The 18,316-nt window shown below is 70.6% G+C and carries 15 protein-coding genes; 7 read left to right on the top strand and 8 right to left on the bottom strand.

The window, feature by feature from the left end; genetic code table 11:
- The first annotated feature begins 7 nt into the window (after positions 1–7).
- Positions 8–1,021, top strand: coding sequence for an FAS1-like dehydratase domain-containing protein (locus NM1_RS00720; RefSeq protein ID WP_068012587.1), 1,014 nt, complete (start codon positions 8–10; stop codon positions 1,019–1,021).
- Positions 1,022–1,057: 36 nt separating this feature from the next.
- Here the strand turns inward: NM1_RS00720 and NM1_RS00715 are convergent, their stop codons facing one another.
- Positions 1,058–2,011, bottom strand: coding sequence for a sigma-70 family RNA polymerase sigma factor (locus NM1_RS00715; RefSeq protein WP_068012829.1), 954 nt, complete (start codon positions 2,009–2,011; stop codon positions 1,058–1,060).
- A gap of 534 nt (positions 2,012–2,545) precedes the next feature.
- On the opposite strand from NM1_RS00715, the gene NM1_RS00710 reads away from it, so the two are divergent.
- On the top strand, positions 2,546–3,196 hold the full coding sequence (locus NM1_RS00710) for a TetR/AcrR family transcriptional regulator (RefSeq protein WP_068012585.1): 651 nt from the start codon (positions 2,546–2,548) through the stop codon (positions 3,194–3,196).
- A 40-nt stretch (positions 3,197–3,236) separates the two neighbouring features.
- Here NM1_RS00710 and NM1_RS00705 read toward each other — a convergent pair whose 3' ends face one another.
- The 3 genes from NM1_RS00705 to NM1_RS00695 are packed head-to-tail and all read right to left on the bottom strand — an operon-like array spanning position 3,237 to position 7,389.
- Positions 3,237–4,061 carry an alpha/beta hydrolase gene (locus NM1_RS00705; protein ID WP_068012583.1) on the bottom strand — a complete coding sequence of 275 codons (825 nt, stop codon included), beginning with the start codon at positions 4,059–4,061 and terminating at the stop codon, positions 3,237–3,239.
- Between the two features lie 19 nt (positions 4,062–4,080).
- Positions 4,081–6,684, bottom strand: coding sequence for a PEP/pyruvate-binding domain-containing protein (locus NM1_RS00700; protein ID WP_068012581.1), 2,604 nt, complete (start codon positions 6,682–6,684; stop codon positions 4,081–4,083).
- A 27-nt stretch (positions 6,685–6,711) separates the two neighbouring features.
- Entirely contained in the window at positions 6,712–7,389 is a 678-nt protein-coding gene (locus NM1_RS00695) for a TetR/AcrR family transcriptional regulator (RefSeq protein ID WP_068012580.1), read from the bottom strand.
- A 224-nt stretch (positions 7,390–7,613) separates the two neighbouring features.
- Between NM1_RS00695 and NM1_RS00690 the strand changes: the two genes are divergently transcribed.
- Positions 7,614–8,309, top strand: coding sequence for an NAD(P)-dependent oxidoreductase (locus NM1_RS00690; protein ID WP_068012578.1), 696 nt, complete (start codon positions 7,614–7,616; stop codon positions 8,307–8,309).
- A gap of 49 nt (positions 8,310–8,358) precedes the next feature.
- Here the strand turns inward: NM1_RS00690 and NM1_RS00685 are convergent, their stop codons facing one another.
- A complete protein-coding gene (locus NM1_RS00685) occupies positions 8,359–9,744 on the bottom strand; it encodes an ROK family transcriptional regulator (RefSeq protein WP_068012576.1) in 1,386 nt (461 codons plus the stop codon).
- Between the two features lie 105 nt (positions 9,745–9,849).
- On the opposite strand from NM1_RS00685, the gene NM1_RS00680 reads away from it, so the two are divergent.
- Both NM1_RS00680 and NM1_RS00675 read left to right on the top strand, forming a co-directional pair.
- Positions 9,850–11,388, top strand: a complete 1,539-nt coding sequence (locus tag NM1_RS00680; RefSeq protein ID WP_084519019.1) for a carboxylesterase/lipase family protein — start codon at positions 9,850–9,852, stop codon at positions 11,386–11,388.
- A gap of 309 nt (positions 11,389–11,697) precedes the next feature.
- Positions 11,698–14,433: a helix-turn-helix transcriptional regulator gene (locus NM1_RS00675; protein ID WP_068012568.1), complete on the top strand. Its 2,736-nt coding sequence runs from the start codon at positions 11,698–11,700 to the stop codon at positions 14,431–14,433.
- A gap of 67 nt (positions 14,434–14,500) precedes the next feature.
- On the opposite strand, the gene NM1_RS00670 is transcribed toward NM1_RS00675, so the two are convergent.
- Complete coding sequence (locus NM1_RS00670; RefSeq protein WP_068012558.1) at positions 14,501–14,848, bottom strand: DUF1330 domain-containing protein; 348 nt, start codon at positions 14,846–14,848, stop codon at positions 14,501–14,503.
- Positions 14,849–14,905: 57 nt separating this feature from the next.
- On the bottom strand, positions 14,906–15,271 hold the full coding sequence (locus tag NM1_RS00665) for a nuclear transport factor 2 family protein (protein WP_068012825.1): 366 nt from the start codon (positions 15,269–15,271) through the stop codon (positions 14,906–14,908).
- Between the two features lie 168 nt (positions 15,272–15,439).
- On the opposite strand from NM1_RS00665, the gene NM1_RS00660 reads away from it, so the two are divergent.
- The gene (locus tag NM1_RS00660; protein ID WP_068012556.1) at positions 15,440–15,772 is read left to right on the top strand and encodes an ArsR/SmtB family transcription factor; all 333 of its coding nucleotides are present in this window, start codon (positions 15,440–15,442) and stop codon (positions 15,770–15,772) included.
- Between the two features lie 128 nt (positions 15,773–15,900).
- Positions 15,901–16,767, top strand: coding sequence for a TIGR03620 family F420-dependent LLM class oxidoreductase (locus tag NM1_RS00655; RefSeq protein ID WP_068012553.1), 867 nt, complete (start codon positions 15,901–15,903; stop codon positions 16,765–16,767).
- Positions 16,768–16,838: 71 nt separating this feature from the next.
- Here NM1_RS00655 and NM1_RS00650 read toward each other — a convergent pair whose 3' ends face one another.
- A complete protein-coding gene (locus tag NM1_RS00650) occupies positions 16,839–18,275 on the bottom strand; it encodes a zinc-dependent metalloprotease (protein ID WP_068012551.1) in 1,437 nt (478 codons plus the stop codon).
- Positions 18,276–18,316: the final 41 nt, after the last annotated feature.

Genomic DNA, 18,316 nt, shown 5'->3' with positions numbered 1-18,316 from the left:
GAGCACCATGGGAGGCGCATCCGTCGATGTCCCGCACGTGGCATCGAACGAACGACTGCGGTCGCGCAACGACTTCGCCGTGGATGCCGAGCGCATCCGCGAGTACGCGCGCGCCGTCGGCAACCTCGATCGCATCCACCTGGACGCGGATGCCTCGGCCGCCCGCGGATTCGGCGCGCTGGTGGCGCCGCCGACCTTTCCCACCATGGTGTGGATGCGGGCCGAGGAGGAGACTCTCGCGGCCATGGTGCCGGGCTTCCACAGCGGCCGGATCCTGCACGCCGACCGCACCCTCGACATCGTCCGGCCGCTGCTCGCCGGGGACCGGGTGGGTTGCGATGTGCATTTCGAATCGTTCCGCCACTATCGCGACTACGACATCGTCTCGATGGCGACGACCCTGCGCGATCGGCACGAGCGGATCGTCACCGTCGGCTCCTCGACGCTGCTCGTGCACACCCAGCGGACGGCCCGCGGCGGCGGTCCGGTCGGCCACGAGCGCGGGCTAGAGCTCGTTCCGGCGCGGCGGCGCCCCCGCATTCCCGGACTCGGCGACCACCTCCCGGTCCGGCATCCGGGTCCCGCGACGACCCATTCCCCGCAGCCGGTGCTCGATTTCGCCGAGCTGGCGGTGGGCTCCGAACTTCCGGTCCGGCGGCACCCGCTCGCGCCCGCGGATGTGATGAATCACGCGAGCGTGGTCGGCGCGCCCAGCCGCCACGCCACCGGCGATCGGCCGTCGGGCGGCGTCGTGACACCGGGGATGTTCAGCCTCGGCCTGGCCGCCGGATATCTGTCGTCGTGGGTGGGCGATCCGACCGCCGTGACGAGGTACCGGGTCCAGTACGCGCCCAAGATGCACTATCTGCCGATCGGCTCCGGGGACCGGACCGCGATCGAGTTCCGGGGCCGCATCACCTGGCTGAATCCGCTGCGCCGCACCGCCACGGTCGTCATCGACGCCACGGCCAAGGGCCGCAAGCTGTTCGGCTACGCGACGGCCGAGGTCCGATTCGCCTGAACCCGGCGACCGTACCCGGCCGCCGGGGCCGACGGCTCAGCCGAGCAGTCCGGCCAGCGCCCGGGCGCTGGCGGGCTTGCGGAGCTTGGCCATGCTCTTCGCCTCGATCTGGCGGATGCGCTCGCGCGAGACCCCCAGCATGCGCCCGACCTGCTCCAGCGTCCGCGGTTCGGTCCCGTCCAGGCCGTACCGCAGCACGAGTACCTGCGCCTCGCGCTCGGCCAGGGTGGCCAGCACCGCACCGAGCTGGGTGCGGATGGAGGCGTCGGCGACCGTCGTCGACGGGTCCGGCCCCTGGTCCGCGATGAGCGCGCCGAGCTCCGTGTCGTCGTCACCGACCTGCAGGTGGAGCGAGATCGGATCGCGCGCATGGCCGAGCACCTCGCGCACCTTCTCGGCCGGCAGCTCCAGCTCCGTAGCCAATTCCTCCGGGGTGGCCTCGCGGCCGAGCCGCTGGCCGAGCGTCCGCTGCGCCCGGGTGATCCGGTGCAGGATCTCGGCGACGTGTGCCGGGATGCGGATGGCGCGGCTCTTGTCGTCGATCGCCCGGCCGACGGCCTGCTTGATCCACCAGGTGGCATAGGTGGAGAACTTCAGCCCGCGCTGATGGTCGAACTTCTCCACCGCGCGAATCAGGCCGAGCGTGCCCTCCTGAACCAGGTCCAGCAGCGACATGCCGGGCGGTGCCGGGTACCGCTTGGCGATCGACACCACCAGCCGCAGGTTGGCCTCGATCATATGGTCCTTCGCGGCCCGCCCGGCACGCACGGCTCGGGTGAGCTCCCGTCGCTCGGCCGTGCCGAGTTCCGTTGCACCGGTGCCGATTTCGGACAGCCGCTGTTCGGCGCGCAGGCCCGCGGCCATGCGCTCGCCCAGCTCGTACTCCTGATCGGCGGTGAGCAGGGCGGTGCGGCCGATGCGGTGCAGGTAGTCCCGGATCGGGTCGGCGCTGACGGTGGCCGGTCGGGCGGCGGCGGTAGGAAAGGTCACGAAGGCCTCCGATTTCGAGTGCGCGGCGGGCTGATGCACGGCTGGGTGAAGTCAACGTTCCGGGCGGACCTGTGATTCCTCCGTCCTCCCGGCGTGTGGCCGGGACCCCATCGGTGGATTCCGGCCACACGGCTGCGGGGTGTGGTGGAGGACGTGCGGTTCGACGGGCGCCCGGGGTCCGTCAGCGGCGGCCGGGGATGCGCAGCGGGCGGTGAATCGGCGTGCGATCGATTCTACCTGCGTGGATCTCCTTGCGCCGGGACATGTTCCGGACCGGTCGGCCGTGTGATCCGCGTGGGCCGATCGTGAATTGCGTGGTGAGGTTGCGCGTGGTGGTGAATTCGGCCATCGGGGCTGCTCCCGTTCGGTTGATGCCAGTGGTGCTCTGGGTTGCGGCGGTCCGGCCGTGGGTACTGCGCAGGATCGGCTCCTTCGTGAGTTGTCGCCACCGTCTCGGTGACGAACACAAACTTAGAATGGACCCAAAAATATGTCAAGAACTTTTTTTGGACAGACCTATGTATGGTGAGGGGTATGAGCGCACAGACCGCCCAGCAGCCGGGCCTGCGAGCCCGGAAGAAGCAACAGACCAGGGAGAACATCTCGCACCAGGCCACCCGGCTGTTCCTGGAGCGCGGGTTCGACGCCGTGACGATCGCCGACGTGGCCGCCGCCGCCGACGTCGCGAAGATGACGGTGACCAACTACTTCCCCCGCAAGGAGGACCTCGCCCTCGACCTGGCCGAGGAGTATGTCTCGGGATTGGCGCGCACCGTGCGCGACCGGGCCGTGGGTGAGTCGGCGCTGGCCGCGCTGCACCGCGCCTACCGCGCCGGGGTCGCCGAGCGCGATCCGCTGATCGGTTTCTCCGGCCCCGAATTCGCCCGGATCATCGAAGGAAGCCAGGCGCTGACGGCCCGGCTGCGTGAGTTTCACGACGAGCGGGAGCGGGCGCTCGCGGGGGCGCTGGCGGAGGCCACCGGTGTGTCGGCCACCGATCTGACCGCGCGGGTGGCGGCCGCCCAGCTGGCGGGCGTACACCGGGTGCTGTTCGAAGAGACCTTCGCCCGCACCGTGGCGGGGGAGTCGAACGACGAGATCGCCGAAGTGGTTGCCGCCCAGCTGGATACGGCGTTCGAGCTGCTGGAGCCATCGTTGGGCGACTACGCGGTGCGCGCGGCATGATCTGATACGTTGTTCCGGCGCCGGGAGCGCCTGGGCGCGTTCAGAATTCGTGCATGCGCAGCCAGTCGAGGAATCGGTCCAGCCAGGTGTCGCAGGGGAGTCCGCGCGGGCCCTCCGCGAAACCGTGGCCGCCGCGCTCGTAGACGTGCATCTCGACCGGACGGCCCGCCGCTAGCCAGTTCCGGTGCAGCGCAAGGTTTCCCTCCAGCACGCCGTCGCCCTCGTCGTCGGCCGCGAGGCAGAGGAACAGCGGGGGCGCGTCGTCGGGGACGCGGTATTCGTGCCAGGTGGCGGGATAGATCGGGGCCGCGAAGTCGGGGCGGCTCCGGGGGTCGTAGCCGGTGGCGGCGGCCAGGGTGACCAGGCCGCCCGCGGAGGTGCCCAGGATGCCGATCCGTTCCGGGTCGAGCCGCCACCGCGCCGCCTGTTCGCGCACTAAGCGCACCGCCTGCGACCCGTCGGCGACCGCCACGTGCGACTGGGCCTCGATATCGGCCATGGTGGCGACCGTGGCCCACTGCCGCAGGAAGTCCTCGTCTCGAACCGGTGTGGGCAGCACCCGGTACCGGAGCACGAAGGCGGTGATCCCCTGTGCGGCCAGCTGTTTCGCTATCACAGTGCCCGTGTCGGTGAGTGTGGCGAAACTGCCTCCGGGGCAAACGATTACGCCGGTTCCGGTGGCTCGGGCGGCAGCGGGCCGGTGTACGACGAGCGCGGGCCGGGTCACGTTGCGGATCATGCCCAGATTGCGCCGGCCCTGGATTTCGGGGACGACCGTGTGCTGCCCGTACGGCGTCGGATCCCGATGGGGCGCAGGGTCTTCGACGGACAGCGGGATGATCTCGTCGTCGAGGGTGGGGTTCATGGCGCTGCTCCTGCCGTGGTCAGTGCTCGTGCACGGTGACGACACCGGCGTCGCCGTCCACGGTGATCTGCTGTCCGGTCCGCAGTCGTTCGGTCGCCGCGCCGGTGCCGAGGACGGCCGGAATGTGGTACTCGCGGGCCACGATCGAGCTGTGGCTGAGCGCCCCGCCGACATCGGTGACGATGGCCGAGGCGAGCGCGAACAGCGGCGTCCATGCGGGCGTGGTCATCTTGGCGACCAGCACGTCACCCGGTCGCATCCGGTCGAACTCCCCGGGGCCGTGGATGATTCGTGCCGGTCCGGTGGTTCGGCCGGGGCTGCCGGGCGTGCCCGCCAGGGTTTCGGCATCGGACTGTCCGTCACTGCTCCTGGTGAACTCGATGCCCAGGATCTTGTTGCCGCCCTTGACCGGAAGGGTGTGCGGTGCCGCCATGGCGCGCTGCGCCTTCCAGACGGCGCGCCGCTCGGCGACGGCCTCGCGCGAATCCGCCGGTGCCAGACCGGCATCCGATGCCGATGCGGCCGCGGCCAGCTCGTCGAGGTGCAACCAGTACACATCGGCGGGGTCGGCGATCGTCTCGGCGTCGGCGAGCCTCCGGCCGATCTCGGCGAGCAGTCGCCGCACCGCCGGCCAGCCCAGACCGATATCGGCGAGGGCATTCTCGCGCAGCGGCGCCGCCGACTGTGCCCAGCCCAGCAGCCGCAGCGCCAGCGATCGCCGCATGCCCGGCCGCTTGTGTTCGAGGGTGCGCACCGCCTCCGCGCGGGCCTTGCTCGCGGTGCGCTGGCGCGCATGGGGATCCGGAGCGTCCTCGGACAGGAAGTAGATCAGCGTCTGCAGCTGGGTGGCCGGATCGTCGGCGGGTAGCGCCTTGGCGAAGTCGAGGTCGTAGACCATATCCCCGTACTCGGCCAGATGCGTGCGGAACCGCTCGCGAAACCGGTTCCACGCGGCGTCGCTCGATCGGCCCTCCGTGAGCAGATGCGTCCGCTCGGCGGGGGACAGGTTCGTTATCCGCTCGGCCAGGCCCGGCTGTGCGCGGGCCCAGCGGGCGAGGTCGTACAGCGACTTCTCGGCCCGGATCGGTTTACTGTCGAAGCCCAGCAGGAATGCCGTCGCGGGCGGATCGTCGGCCCGCCGGAGCGTGCCGTAGGCCTTGGTGAACATCGACTCGCTCATATAGGCCGCGGGCAGCGCCCCGCCCTGGATGGTCAGGTAGTACTCGGCCGCCTGGTCCACGATCTCGCGCACCCCGGTCAGCAGCCGTTCGGCCGGTTCGGCATCGAGCGCGAGCGTCCGCCACCGAGCGGCGGTGGCGTCGTAGGTGTCTCGCGTCTCCCGCCATCGCTGCGGGGCCGTGCGCAGATACCGCGGCAGCGTGGTCGCCAGAAATTTGGGCTGCGCCAGGGTCATTCGCAGCAGCAGCGCGCCGGTGTAGTCGACGTTGTAGTAGCCGTAGCCGTTGATGACGGCCAGCGGTTCGTCGAAATACGGCAGCCCGATCTCGCGATAGTGCGCGAGTGTCGCCCGCTCCCAGGCCGGAATGCCGAGCGTGGCGAACAAAGGTGACAGCGGGTCGGGCAGCAGCTCCATCACGCTGCCGCGGACGTACTTTCCGTGCGGGTCCGGCAGATCCCAGCTCAGGTCGGGCGCGGGATCGGGGAGCGCGGTGATCGGTCGGGCCTGCACGATGTACAGCCGCCGGTCGTGCAGCGCCCATTCGATATCCATCGGCCCGTCGTAGAACTCCTCGATGCGCACGGCGATTCGGGCCAGCTCGGCCGCTTCCGACGGTGACAGTGCCGGGCGCTCGCGCCGGTCTGCGGGCACGGGTTCCTCCCGGGTCCCGTCGGCCGTGCGTACCGTCATGACCTGCTTGTCGCTGATGTCCTGCCGCCGGATCTCGTTGTCCGCCTTCGCGACCACGATCGTGTCGGGGGTGACCTGGCCGCTGACGATCGCCTCGCCCAGCCCCCACGCGGCGTTGATCAGGACCTCGTCCCGCGCGCCGGTGAGCGGGTTCGCCGTGAACGCGATCCCGGCCGCGTCCGCGGGTACGAGTTCCTGCACCACCACCGCCAGCGCCACGTCGTCGGAGTCGATGCCCTGGCGCGCGCGGTAACCGATCGCGCGGTCGGTCCACAGCGAGGCCCAGCACCGGGCGACCGCCGCCAGCACGGCGTCGGTGCCGCGGATGTTGAGGTAGGTGTCCTGCTGTCCGGCGAACGACATATCGGGCAGATCCTCGGCGGTGGCCGAGGACCGGACCGCTACCGCCGCCTCGCCGAGGCGCCGATAGGCCGCGTCCACGGCTGCCGCGATGTCGTCCGGAACAGACTGTGCGGCAAAGAGTTCGGCGATCTGCGCGGCGGCCCGCTCCCAGGTTTCGGGCTGGTCGGCCACCGCCTGCGCGGCGATCTCGAGGATTCGCTCGTGCAGGCCGTCGGCGGCGACGAAGCGCCGATACGCGGCGGTGGTCACGTGGAACCCCGGCGGCACCGGCAGTCGTGCCCCGGCCATCCGGGCCAGCGAACTGCCCTTGCCGCCCGCGCATTCCAGGGTGGCCGCGGGATCGGCCAGGTCCAGGGTGTACGAATCATGCTGTGCAACACGATTGTTCATGATTTCCTCGTTCGGAGAGCGCCTGTGTCAGGCGGTGAGGTTGCTGCGGGCCTTCGAAAGTCCCTCCAGCAGAACGGTTTTTCCTGCCTCGAGATCCGCGCCGGCGGATGGGGTGAGACCGAGTTCGAGCAGTTCGGCCAGGGCGCCCACCATGTCGCCGGTCGTCGGCAGCTCCGGGTCGGCGGACAGGTGGCGCTGCTGCGGAAAGGTGTGCCGCAGCGCGGGTGTCAGGGAGTCCAGGATGTAGGCGACCGCACGGGTGTCGATATCGCGCCGGACCGCCCCGGCCTCCTGCATGGTCATCAGAAATTCCCGGGTGCCGAGGTGTTCGACGCGATCGAAGAAGCTGCCCGGCTTGCGGAGGTACTTCCCGAAGGTGGCCTCGTCCCGGGCGACGATGGCCGCCGCCAGCGGCAGCTGCCCGAGCGCGCCCGCCATGGCGCGGTAGACGCTGGCCACGCTGCCGCCCTGCGGATCGGCGAGCAACTGCTCGCTCCAGCGCTCGGCGTAGCGGTCCAGCTCGCGGCGTGCCACCGCCTCCACCAGCTCGTCCTTGGACTTGAAACGCAGGTACACGAGCCCGCGGTGGAGTGCGACCGCGTCGGCCACGTCGCCCATCGTCAGCTTGCTGTAGCCCAGGCGCAGCAGCAGGTCCGCGGCCGCGTCGAGGATGGCCTGTTCGCGTTCGGTCTCGTTGACGACCATGATTTGACCCTTTGACGAATCTGGATAATTTGTCAAAGACGACCGTACGCCCGCCGGGATGTGGCGTCAAGACGTGGTGAATGCCCTGCCGCGCGGGAGATTTCGGGGCATCGGCACGCGAGTACAAGATATTGTCTGAATCATATTGTACGAAACTCGAACTAGATTGTATGGTTCTCGTATGACCGCGACCGGCACGGAGTCGCGGCGCGGAAAGGATCGTCATGCGTATCGTCGTTTTCGGGGCCAACGGACCCACCGGCCGCCTGCTCGTCGCCCAGGCACTGGCGGCCGGACATCAGGTGGCCGCCGTCACTCGTAAGCCGGAAGCATTTCCGCTGCAGCATGATTCGCTGGAGGTGGTCGGTGCCGACGTGCTCGATCCGGCCGCGGTCGACGCCGCGGTCGCGGGCCGCGACGCGGTGCTGTCGGTGCTCGGTGTGCCCTTCGGCAAACAACCGATCACCACCTACTCCGCCGGTGTCGGCAATATCGCGGCCGCGATGGCACGGCACGGTGTGCGTCGGCTGGCCGTGGTCAGTTCCAGTGCCGTCGACCCGCATCCCTATGCCGATGCCGGATTCGTGTTCAACCGGGTGCTGCAGCCGTATGTCACACGGGTGCTGGGCAAAACGCTCTACGACGACATGCGGCGGATGGAGGAGCTGGTGCGCGACAGCGATCTGGACTGGACGATCGTGCGCCCGAGCGGGCTGTACGACCTGCCCGAGGTCACCGACTACACGATCGTGGAGGGACGGGCCGAAGGGCGCTACACCTCCCGCGCCGACCTGGCGGCGTCCATGCTGTCCGTGCTCGCCGACGACCGGTACCTCGGCGCCACCATCGGCGTGATCACCACCGTCGACAACCCAACCATCCTCCAGATCATCCGCCGCGAGGCCTTCGCCGGGAACTAACCCCCCAGCACCGGACTTCCCGCACCCTCTACCCGTTCGCGCACCGCCTTCAGCGCCCTGTAGGGGGTGCGGGAACGCGCAGGGGGTGCGTCGGCAGCGGGGGGATCGCGGCGGGATCGTCGAGGACGGCCTGGCGGGCGAGTTCCAGTGCGCCGGAGAGGATTGCGTCCTCGCCGAGCCGTGCGGCCGTCACCGCGGTGCGTACGGTCGGCACCAGCGCGCGGCGGCCCGCGGTCACCTGCGAGACGGCCGGTTCCAGCCACGGAAGCCAGTGCGCCAGCAGGCCGCCGAGCACGATCTCCTCGGCGTCGAGCAGGCCGGAGATCGACAGCACCGCGGTGCCCACGGCGCGACCGGCCTGCCGCAGGGCCGCCTCAGCTCGCTCGTCGCCCTGCCGCAGCGCGGTATCCAACCGGGCCAAGGCATTTCGCAGGCCGTCCTGCCGGAGCGTGGCGCCGAAACCGGCCGCGGTGACCACGGCCTCCGGGCCCGCGTAGCAGACCAGGCAGCCGCGCGCCCCGCAGGTACAGGCGGGGCCGTCGAGTGCCACCGGTATGTGCCCGGGTTCGCCCGCGATGCCGTGACTGCCGGTGTGAACGCGCCCGTCCAGCACCACGCCGCCGCCGATGCCGGTGCCCGCCTCGATGTACACCATGGCCCGGGGCCTGCCGGGGTGGGCGTAATACTCGGCCAGGGCCGCGGCGTTGGCATCGTTGATCACATCGAGCGGGCAATCCGAATCCGGCAGGCGTTCGGCGATCAGCGCGCCCAGTCGCACCGGCCGGAACCAGCCGAAATCCGTTGCGGCCAAGACGGTTTGTTCCCCGTCCGCACCCACCGGCCCAGCCATGGCGACGGCCGTTCGCACGAGTTTCGCCGCTGCACCAGTCGTGCCTGCGGTGCCTGTCGCGCCCGCCGTGTCCACCGAGTCTGTGGTGCCCGCAGTGCCCGCCGTGCCCGCGGTCTCTGTCGCGCCCGCCATGCCCGTGGTGAGTGCTGTGCCCGCCGAGCCGGTGGCCACCGCCGCACGCCCGATCGAGGCTGCCACCGCCGTCGCCATCTCGGCGGGCTCGCCCGGTGTGCTGTGGTGTTCCGTCGCCTCGCGCCACACGATCGCGCCGCTCAGATCGGCGACCGCCACCCGCAGCAGGTCGAGGCTGATCTGCACGGCCACCACCAGGGCGCGCCCCGGCACCAACCGGATCAGCCGCCGGGGCCGCCCCCGGCCGTCGCCGTGCCGCACGCCGTCCTCGCGGACCAGGCCGCGTGCGGTCAGATCGGTGATCAGCGTGGTGACCGTGGCGTGCGACAGGCTCGTCGCCGCCGCGATCTCGGTGCGCGCGCACGGGCCGTGCGCGGCGATATGCCGCAGCACCAGGCCGAGGTTGCGGCGGCGCACGGCAACCGAGTCGCTGGGCGCGGAATGATCGTCCACAGCATCGAGCGTAGGCTGGTCGTGAATTTTTTCAACCATTGACTTATTTAGTGCCGACCGCGATCCTGCGAGGGATCGCCGTGCGACACGAAACGAGGTTTTGCGATGCCCGCTGCTCCCATCGGACGCCGGACCTTCCTGCTCGGGGCCGGTGCGGTGACCCTTGCCGCCTGCTCGGGCACCTCCGAACAGGATTCGATGCCGGATGTCGTCCGGACGGCCCACGGTCCGGTTCGCGGACAACGCCGCGAGACCGGTGTCGCCTTCCTCGGTATCCCGTTCGCGCGGCCACCGGCCGGGGAGCTGCGATTCGCGGCTCCCGCGCCGCCCGCGCCGTGGACCGACACCCTGGACTGCACCCGATACGGCCCGACCGCGCAGCGCAAGCAGCTCTCGACGGTCACCACCATTCCCGAGCCGTCCATCCCGGGCGACGCGGTGCTGAATCTGAACGTCTTCACCCCCGACCCGTCGCCCGACGCGAAACTGCCCGTGCTGGTGTGGATTCACGGCGGCGGCTTCGTCGCGGGATCCCCGGCCAGCCCCTGGTACGACGGCGCCGCGTTCAACCGCGACGGTGTGGTGCTGGTGTCGGTCGGCTACCGGCTCGGTATCGAGGGCTTCCTGCAGATCGACGGCGCACCCGACAACCGGGCCGTGCTGGACTGGATCGCCGCGCTGCGGTGGGTGCGTGACAATATCGCGAGCTTCGGCGGGGATCCGGAGAAGGTCACGGTCGCGGGCCAGTCCGCCGGCGGTGGCGCGGTCTGGGCCCTGATGGCGGCGCCGGCCGCGCGCGACCTGTTCCGCGCCGGAATCTGCGTGTCCGGTGCCGTGACCCAGCCGAACGACCGCGCCACGGCCGCGGCGGCCGCGGAATCGTTCACCCGGATCACCGGCGTGCCCGCCACCGCCGCCGCGTTGCGCGACATGTCGGGTGATCAGCTGCAACAGCTGCAGGACAAGCTGTCTCCGCCGGGTCCGGGCGGTGCGAACCCCGCGACCCTGCAGCTGGCGCCCTTCGCCGACGGCACCCTGATCCCGGAGCCGACCCCGGCACTGCTGGCCTCCGGCGCGACCGCCGACATCCCGCTGCTGATCGGGTTCACCCGGCACGAGTTCAACATGGCCGCCGCCGCACAGCACATCTCGGATGCCGAGGCGCCCGCCGCGCTGGCGGCGATGGGCGTGGATTCCGCGACCCTCGACGCCTACCGGGTCGCCTATCCCGGCGTCGGTGCGAGCGAACTGCTCGGCCAGATCATGAGCGACATGATCATTCGCGGACCCTCCTACCGGGTGGCCGAGGACCACGCCCGCCGCGGCCGTCCCACCTGGTTGTACGAATTCACCTGGACCTCGACGGCCCCCGACTATCGCGGCACGGCCGCACACTGCCTGGACCTGCCGTTCGCCTTCGATCTGCTGCACGCGCAGGGCGTCACCGCGGCGGAGGGCGACGCACCCCCGCAGCCCCTGGCCGACGCCATGCACGCCGCCTGGGTGTCCTTCGTCCGCGACGGCGACCCGGGCCGCGGCTGGCCCCGCTACACCCCCGACACCCGCGAAACCATGATCTGGGCAGCGCAATCCCATACGGCGGCAGATCCTTTCGCCGCCCAGCGCGCCGTCTGGCTGCGCTGAGCGGCCCTGCGCGATTGCCGGATCGCGCCCCGAACAGATTGCTGCGGTGCTGCCCGCAGGTGATCCGGTGGCGGCGATTCGTCCGTGGCCGAGCGGCTCGATCGGGTCCGCAAGTCTTCGGTTGGAGCGCGCCGCGGCTCTCGACTGGTGGGCCCGGCGGCTCTCGACTGGTGGACCCGGCGGCTCTCGTCTGATGCACCCTTCGGCTCTCGTCGTCCCGGCACGCCTTTGGCCGGGATCTCGGTTGCTCCGGGGAGTCCCGCCCGGCAATGATGCGTGAGATATGTGTGATCTACCGGGGTGGCGTTGATGGGGTCGGGTGTGGCGCGGCTGCGCGGGCGGGAGCGGGAGCAGTCGGCGATCGATGCGCTGCTGGACGGCGCCCGAGGAGGCACGAGCGGCGCGCTGGTGTTGCGCGGGGAGCCCGGGATCGGTAAGACCGCCCTGCTGGAGTACGCGGCCGCGGCGGCGGGGGAACTGCGGCCGTTGCGCGGCACGGGAATCGAGGTCGAGGCGGAATTGCCGTTCGCGGGGCTGCAACTCCTGCTGCGGCCCGCGCTCGCGGATCTCGGCGCACTGGCCGAACCGCAGCGCGCGGCACTGGCGTCGGCCCTGGGCCTCGAGGCCGGTTCCGGGAACGATCCGATGCTGGTCGGCCTGGCGACGCTGTCGCTGCTGACCGAATACGCGGGGGACACGGGCGCGCTACTGCTGGTCGACGACGCGCAGTGGCTGGATCGGGCATCGCGGGACGCGCTGCTGTTCGCCGCTCGGCGACTGCACGCCGAGGGCGTGGCCATGCTGTTCGCCGCGCGCGACGGCGAGGGCGCCTTCCCGGTCGCGGGATTGTCCGAACATCGGCTCGCGGGATTGTCGCCCGAGGCGTCCGCGGCGCTGCTGGACGAGCACGATCTCACCCCGGCGCTGCGCTATCGCCTGCTGGCCGAGGCGCACGGCAACCCGCTCGCACTGCGCGAATTGCCGGTCGCGCTGGCCGCCGAACGCTCCGCCGACTTCCGTACGGGTGCCCTGCCGCTCACCGATCGACTGCGGCTGGCCTTCTACGGTCAGGTCGGCCGACTGCCCGAGCCGACCCAGCGGCTGCTGGCGATCGTCGCGGCGGACGAGACCGGTGCGCTGGATGTGCTGGTGCGCGCGGCCGCGGTCATGGACGCCGGGATCGACGACCTGGCTCCGGCCGAGGCGGCCGGACTACTGCAGCGGGACGAAAGCGCCGATACCGCAGTCGTTTTCCGGCATCCACTGATCCGCGCGGTCGTCGTGCAGCGAGCCCCGCTGGGCCAGCGACTGGCGGTACACCGCGCGCTCGCGGATGCGCTCGAGGCCCCCGAACACGCCGATCGTCGCGCCTGGCACCTGGCCGCGGCGGCCACCGGCCCCGACGAGGAGGTCGCGGCCGCCCTGGAGGACACCGCGGCGCGGGCTCGTGAGCGCGGCGGGCACGAAGCGGCGGCCGCCGCCTACGAACGGGCCGCCCGGCTCAGCGTCGGCACCGAAGCGCGGGTCCGCCGTGAGGCATCGGGTGCCGAATCGGCCTTGGAGGCGGGCGATCTGACGCGCGCCGGTGTGCTGGCGCGGCGCGCCGCGAGCCGCGACGTCGGAGAAGATCTGCGCGCCAGGCTCACCCAGGTGCAGGCGATATCGAAGTTCTGGCACGGCGAGTTCCCCGACGCGCACCGCCTGCTGGTCGAGGCCGCCGCCCGGGATATCGGGCCGGAGCAGGCGGCGGGAATGCTGCTGCAGGCGATCCACACCGGCTGGTATCTGGGCGAAGGTCCGCTGTCGGAGGTTCTGGAACGGCTTGCGGCCCTGCCTCTTCCGGATCACGACCCGATCGCACCCGCCGCGCGTTTCGTGGGACGACTGCTGGACCGGGGGCCGGGCCCGGAACCCGGGGCGTTGGCCCGCACGCTCGCGGAAATCCATGAGCGGGGCCGGATTTCGGACCAGCTGCGCCTCATACTGTGCGGGGTGGCGCTGGCGCGCGGCCAGGACGGCGACGCCGACGCGCTCGCCACCGGCCTGATCGCCGCGCACCGCGACGCGGGCGCGGCCGGTCGGTTGCCGACGGCGCTGTTCTTCGCCGCGGAGGTCGCCGTGTTCACCGGCCGTCTCCGCGCCGCGCGCGGCCTCGCGCTGGAGGGCCGGGAGCTGGCTCGCGATACCGGCCAGCAGCAGTGGGTGCGCCAGCTCAGCAGCGTGCTGGCACATCTGGACGCGCTGGCCGGGGCCGAGGACGAGTGCCGGGCGTCCGCGGACACCGGTCTGGCCGGGGATACGCCGGGCTCGATCGCACCCGGTGCACCGTGGGCGCACTGGTCGCTGGGCTTGCTCGAGCTCGGCGCGGGACGGGCGGAGGCGGCGCTGTCGAGATTCGAGCGGCTCACCAGGGAACCGTTGAGCCATCACATCTGTGCCACTCGATCGGTGCCGGATCTGGTGGAGGCGGCGGTCCGGGTCGGGGCGCCGGAGCGGGCCGCCGAGGCCTTCGCGCGTTTCGAGCAGTGGGCGGAATCGGTGCGGCAACCCTGGGCCGACGCGCTGGTCCTGCGCTGCCGCGCGCTGCTCGACGGCGGCACCCACGCCGAACGGCTGTACACCGATGCGCTGCGGGTACACGACCGAGACGGCCGTCCGGTCGAATATGCGCGCACCGCACTGCTTTTCGGCGAATGGCTGCGCCGCGGTCGCCGCAAGGCCGAGGCGCGCACCCGGCTCGACGACGCGCTGGAAATCCTCGACAGGGTCGGCATGCGGCCCTGGGCCGACCGTGCGCGCGCCGAATTGACGGCCACCGGCGCCACCGAGAACAGCCCACGCGCACAACACCGTTCGGCGACCGTCCTCACCCCGCAGGAACTCCAGATCGTCCGGCTGGCCGCCCGGGGCCTGTCGAACCGGGACATCGCCGCCCAGCTGTTCCTCAGCCACCGCACGGTCGGCTACCACCTCTACAAGGCCTACCCGAAACTCGGCGTGACCTCCCGGGGCGAACTGAAAGGTATTGCCGCCGAATTGGATTGATGAACGCCACCGGGAACTCGGAGATTCGCTTCTCGTCGCTCGCCACTGCTCGGTGATGATCCCCGTTCTATCCCTGTGCCGCGCGCAGTTCCGCGGCCTGCGCGGCGGAGTCGTGTTCGGGGCCGCAGCCGTCCACGATGATCAGGTCGCCGTCGAGGTGATCGGTGCGCAGCGGCTTGATCGCGCGGTAGGCGGGGGAGTCGTAGAAGTCGCGGGCGTGGTCCATGGAGGGGAACTCGATCATCACCAGGCTGCCCGGCCAGCTGCCCTCCTTGATCTCGAGGGTGTCGCCGTGCACGAGGAACCGGCCGCCGAACGGGTCCAGCGTCGACTGGATCTTCTCCCGGTATTCCAGCACCTGCTCGGGGATCGCGCCGACCGGGTCGAGCAGGTGGGCAATCATGTACGCGGGCATGTCTTCTCCTTCGGGTTGGGGCGGGATCCTCACGGGATCCCGCCCGGGTCGAGTGGCTCAGGCGCCGGCCGGCACCTTGTCGAGGAAACCCAGCACCTGGGTGATCCGGCCCTCCGCGACGACCGCGACGTCGAACCCGACGACCAGCGGCTCGGCGCCCGGACGGCCGAGGTGCCAGGTGAAGCGGGCGATGTGGTGGTGGGCGTCGACTGCGCTGCCGAGGCTGAACTCCAGCCCCTCGAACTGTCCCTGCACCGCGGCGATGGCGGCGTCGAGTCCGTCCCGGCCGCGCACCGAAACCATCGGGTCGGTGTATTCCGCGTCCTCGGCGAACACCTCGGCGAGGCGGGCCGCCCGGGCCGCGGGATCGGTCTCGTTCCACACCGCGAGGTAGCGCTCCACCAGCTCGTTCGTGTCACTCATGATCTTGTCTCCGTTCGTTGTCGTCTTGCTGACCACAAAGTTATGGCGGTCCGGACGCGGCGGAATCTGTCGCGCTTAAGTACTGACGACCGGTCATCGGGACGCGGGGTCGCCGATCTCATATCGACGTCCTTCGAAATGTCGGTAGCGAGTCGGTATCCTGATCCCATGGCGGACACTGTTGCCGCACCCGATCCCGATCTGGTGCGCGCACTGCGGGCATTGGCGAATCCGATTCGGCTGCAACTGCTGTCGTGGTTGCGGGAGCCGGAGCGGCACTTCCCGATGGAGCGGGCGATCGCCGACCCGAACGAGGTCGGCATCTGCGTGAGTCATATCCAGGAGAAGGTCGGTCTCGCGCAGTCCACCGTCTCGGCGTATATGGCCGAGCTCGAGCGTGCGGGCCTGGTCCGGTCGACGCGGGTGGGCAAGTGGACCCACTACAAGCGCGACGAGCAGCGCATCGCCGAGCTCGTCGGCGAACTCGGACAGACTCTCTGAGCCCGCGCGAGGTCGACCGCATTCCCACCCGCCGGGAACATATCGGAATTATTCGATGTTGCGAGGTATCGTTAATACCCGATATGACGATGTGTCACGAGTGAGTGACCGGTACGAGGAGATCTGCCATGGGCGCCGTCGACGAACGGGATCTGGGAACGTTCGGCATCTACACCTTCGACTTCGAACATCTGCCCGCCGCCGGTCTGCGGGAATCCGTCCACGAACTCGAGGAGCAGGGCTGGCGGGCGTTCTGGTTCCCGGAAGTCGGTGGGCGCGAGGCGCTTTCGCATGCCGGTTATCTGTTGTCGGTCACCGACCGGATCGCCGTGGTCAATGCCATCGCGCAGCTCGCCCCGCGCCAGCCGAACGCGACCCACGGCGCCGCTCGGCTGCTGGCCGACGCCTACCCCGACCGGCACGTGCTCGGCCTGGGGGTCGGGCAGGGCCTGCCGGGAGTCACGCCCCTGGCCGCCATGAACGGCTACCTGGACGAACTCGACGCGCTGGCCGAGGCGGACAACGCCCCGATTCGTCGCATCCTGGCCGCGTACGGACCCAAGATGCTCGGGCTGGCCCGCGACCGCGCGGCCGGTGCGCACACGTACCACGTGAACGTCGAACACACCGCGCAGGCGCGAGATATTTTGGGCCCCAATGCTTTCCTGGGAGTCGAACACGCGGTGCTGTTCGAGACGAATCCGGACCGTGCCCGCGAGATCGCGCGCGCCCACCTGGTCCCGTACCTGAGCACGCCGTACAACCTGGCCAAGTTCCACCGGCTGGGCTACTCGGAGGCCGAGACCTCCGGCGGCGGCAGCGACCGCCTCATCGACGACCTCGTATTCTGGGGCGAGCCGGACAGCGTCGCCGACCGCCTGCGCGCCCATGTCGAGGCGGGCGCCGACCACGTCGCCGTGCAGGTGATCGGCATCGAGCCGGGACAGTCGGCGGTACCGCAGTGGCGCACGCTCGCGGAAACGCTTCTCCCGTAAGGGATCAGCGACCGGGTGGATCCGCCGGTGCTCACCGTCGGCAGTGCTTGTCCGACCGGTGATCACGTCGCTCAGGACGGCTGGCTACCCGAATCGTCCTCGGGCTTCTCGGGATCCGCAGGCTTCTCCGGATCGGTGCCCTCGTCCTTGCCCCTACCCTTTTCGCGCTCGCGGGCCTCGAACTCGGCCAGCTGGGCGATCGGATCGTCGAAAGCGCCGGTGCCGCCGCCGATTACACCGTCGATGAAGCCCGCCGGGTTGTCCAGATCCTCGGAGTTGGGCAGCAGGTCCGGATGAGCCCAGACGGCGTCGCGGGCCTCGATTCCGGCATCGGCGGTCAGGCGCTGCCACAGCGCCGCGGCCTCGCGCAGCTTGCGGGGACGCAGCTCCAGGCCGACCAGCGTGGCGAAGGTCTGCTCGGCGGGGCCGCCGGTGGCGCGGCGGCGGCGCAGGGTCTCGGCCAGGGCGCCCGCGCCGGGCAGCCGGTCGCCGACGGCCTCGGACACCACGACCTGCACCCAGCCCTCGATCAGGGCGAGCAGGGTCTCCAGCCGCTCCAGCGCGGCCTTCTGCTCGGGCGTGGTCTGCGGCTCGAAGGTGCCCTGGGAGAGCAGCTCCTCCAGCTTCGACGGATCGGTCAGCGACATCGGATCGATGTTCTGCGCGGCCTGTTCGATCGCCGAGAAGTCCATCCGGATCCCGCGCGCGTAATCCTCCACCGCGCCCAGCACCTGCTGGCGCAGCCACGGCACGTGCCCGAACAGCCGCTGGTGGGCGGCCTCGCGGGCGGCCAGGTAGACCAGGATCTCGCTCTCGGGCCGCTCCAGGCCCTCGCTGAATTCGGTGACGGCCGCGGGCAGCAGCGCCGCGGTGCCCTGCGGACCCAGCGGCAGGCCGATATCGGTGGAGGTCAGCACCTCCTTCGCCAGCTGGCCCAGGGCCTGGCCGAGCTGCGAACCGAAGGCCATGCCGCCCATCTGGCCCAGCATGCCGATCATCGGCGCGGCGAACTCCTTCGCCTCCTCGGGCAGCGTCGAGGTCCACATGCCCGACACCTGCTGGGCCACCGGATCGCACAGGCGGCGCCAGGTCGGCAGCGTCTCCTCGATCCAGTCGTTGGGGGTCCACGCCACCGTCTTGGTCGCACCGGCGGGCAGCGTGGTGGCGGCGTCGAGCCACAGCTCGGCCAGGTGCGCCGCGTCGGCGACCGCGCGCTGGGTGCCCGGCGTCACCGGCTCCACGCTCGATCCGAGCTGCTGGCGGGCCAGCCGCTTGGCAACGTCGTAGTTCACCGGGCCCGACTGCGCGCCCGGCTGGCCGATGTTGGAGAACATCTGCCCCAGCGAGGTCAGCATCTGCCCGAGCTGCGACGGGTCGAAGCCGCCCGCACCCGAACCACCCATCGGGAAGCCGAAGGGGTTGTTCGCGCCGGAACCGGACTCACCCTCCCGCTTATCGCGGTCGGGATCGTCATCGCGGTTCGAAAATCCGAATGGCACGTCGCTCATATCCCTAACGTTACGCGGGTGGCTACCGGCGAGCCGCTACT

The organism is Nocardia mexicana NBRC 108244 (assembly GCF_001613165.1).
Lineage (GTDB): Bacteria > Actinomycetota > Actinomycetes > Mycobacteriales > Mycobacteriaceae > Nocardia > Nocardia mexicana.
The sequence above is the reverse complement of the archived record's forward strand: the minus strand, read 5'-3'. Positions and strand labels throughout refer to the sequence as shown.

What these genes read in the sequence shown, in the direction of transcription:
- NM1_RS00705 (WP_068012583.1), bottom strand. Translation starts at nt 4,061, where the DNA reads ATGAACCCCACCCTCGACGACGAGATCATCCCGCTGTCCGTCGAAGAC.
- NM1_RS00720 (WP_068012587.1), top strand. Translation starts at nt 8, where the DNA reads ATGGGAGGCGCATCCGTCGATGTCCCGCACGTGGCATCGAACGAACGA.
- NM1_RS00710 (WP_068012585.1), top strand. Translation starts at nt 2,546, where the DNA reads ATGAGCGCACAGACCGCCCAGCAGCCGGGCCTGCGAGCCCGGAAGAAG.
- NM1_RS00680 (WP_084519019.1), top strand. Translation starts at nt 9,850, where the DNA reads ATGCCCGCTGCTCCCATCGGACGCCGGACCTTCCTGCTCGGGGCCGGT.
- NM1_RS00675 (WP_068012568.1), top strand. Translation starts at nt 11,698, where the DNA reads ATGGGGTCGGGTGTGGCGCGGCTGCGCGGGCGGGAGCGGGAGCAGTCG.
- NM1_RS00700 (WP_068012581.1), bottom strand. Translation starts at nt 6,684, where the DNA reads ATGAACAATCGTGTTGCACAGCATGATTCGTACACCCTGGACCTGGCC.
- NM1_RS00690 (WP_068012578.1), top strand. Translation starts at nt 7,614, where the DNA reads ATGCGTATCGTCGTTTTCGGGGCCAACGGACCCACCGGCCGCCTGCTC.
- NM1_RS00655 (WP_068012553.1), top strand. Translation starts at nt 15,901, where the DNA reads ATGGGCGCCGTCGACGAACGGGATCTGGGAACGTTCGGCATCTACACC.
- NM1_RS00650 (WP_068012551.1), bottom strand. Translation starts at nt 18,275, where the DNA reads ATGAGCGACGTGCCATTCGGATTTTCGAACCGCGATGACGATCCCGAC.
- NM1_RS00665 (WP_068012825.1), bottom strand. Translation starts at nt 15,271, where the DNA reads ATGAGTGACACGAACGAGCTGGTGGAGCGCTACCTCGCGGTGTGGAAC.
- NM1_RS00670 (WP_068012558.1), bottom strand. Translation starts at nt 14,848, where the DNA reads ATGCCCGCGTACATGATTGCCCACCTGCTCGACCCGGTCGGCGCGATC.
- NM1_RS00695 (WP_068012580.1), bottom strand. Translation starts at nt 7,389, where the DNA reads ATGGTCGTCAACGAGACCGAACGCGAACAGGCCATCCTCGACGCGGCC.
- NM1_RS00660 (WP_068012556.1), top strand. Translation starts at nt 15,440, where the DNA reads ATGGCGGACACTGTTGCCGCACCCGATCCCGATCTGGTGCGCGCACTG.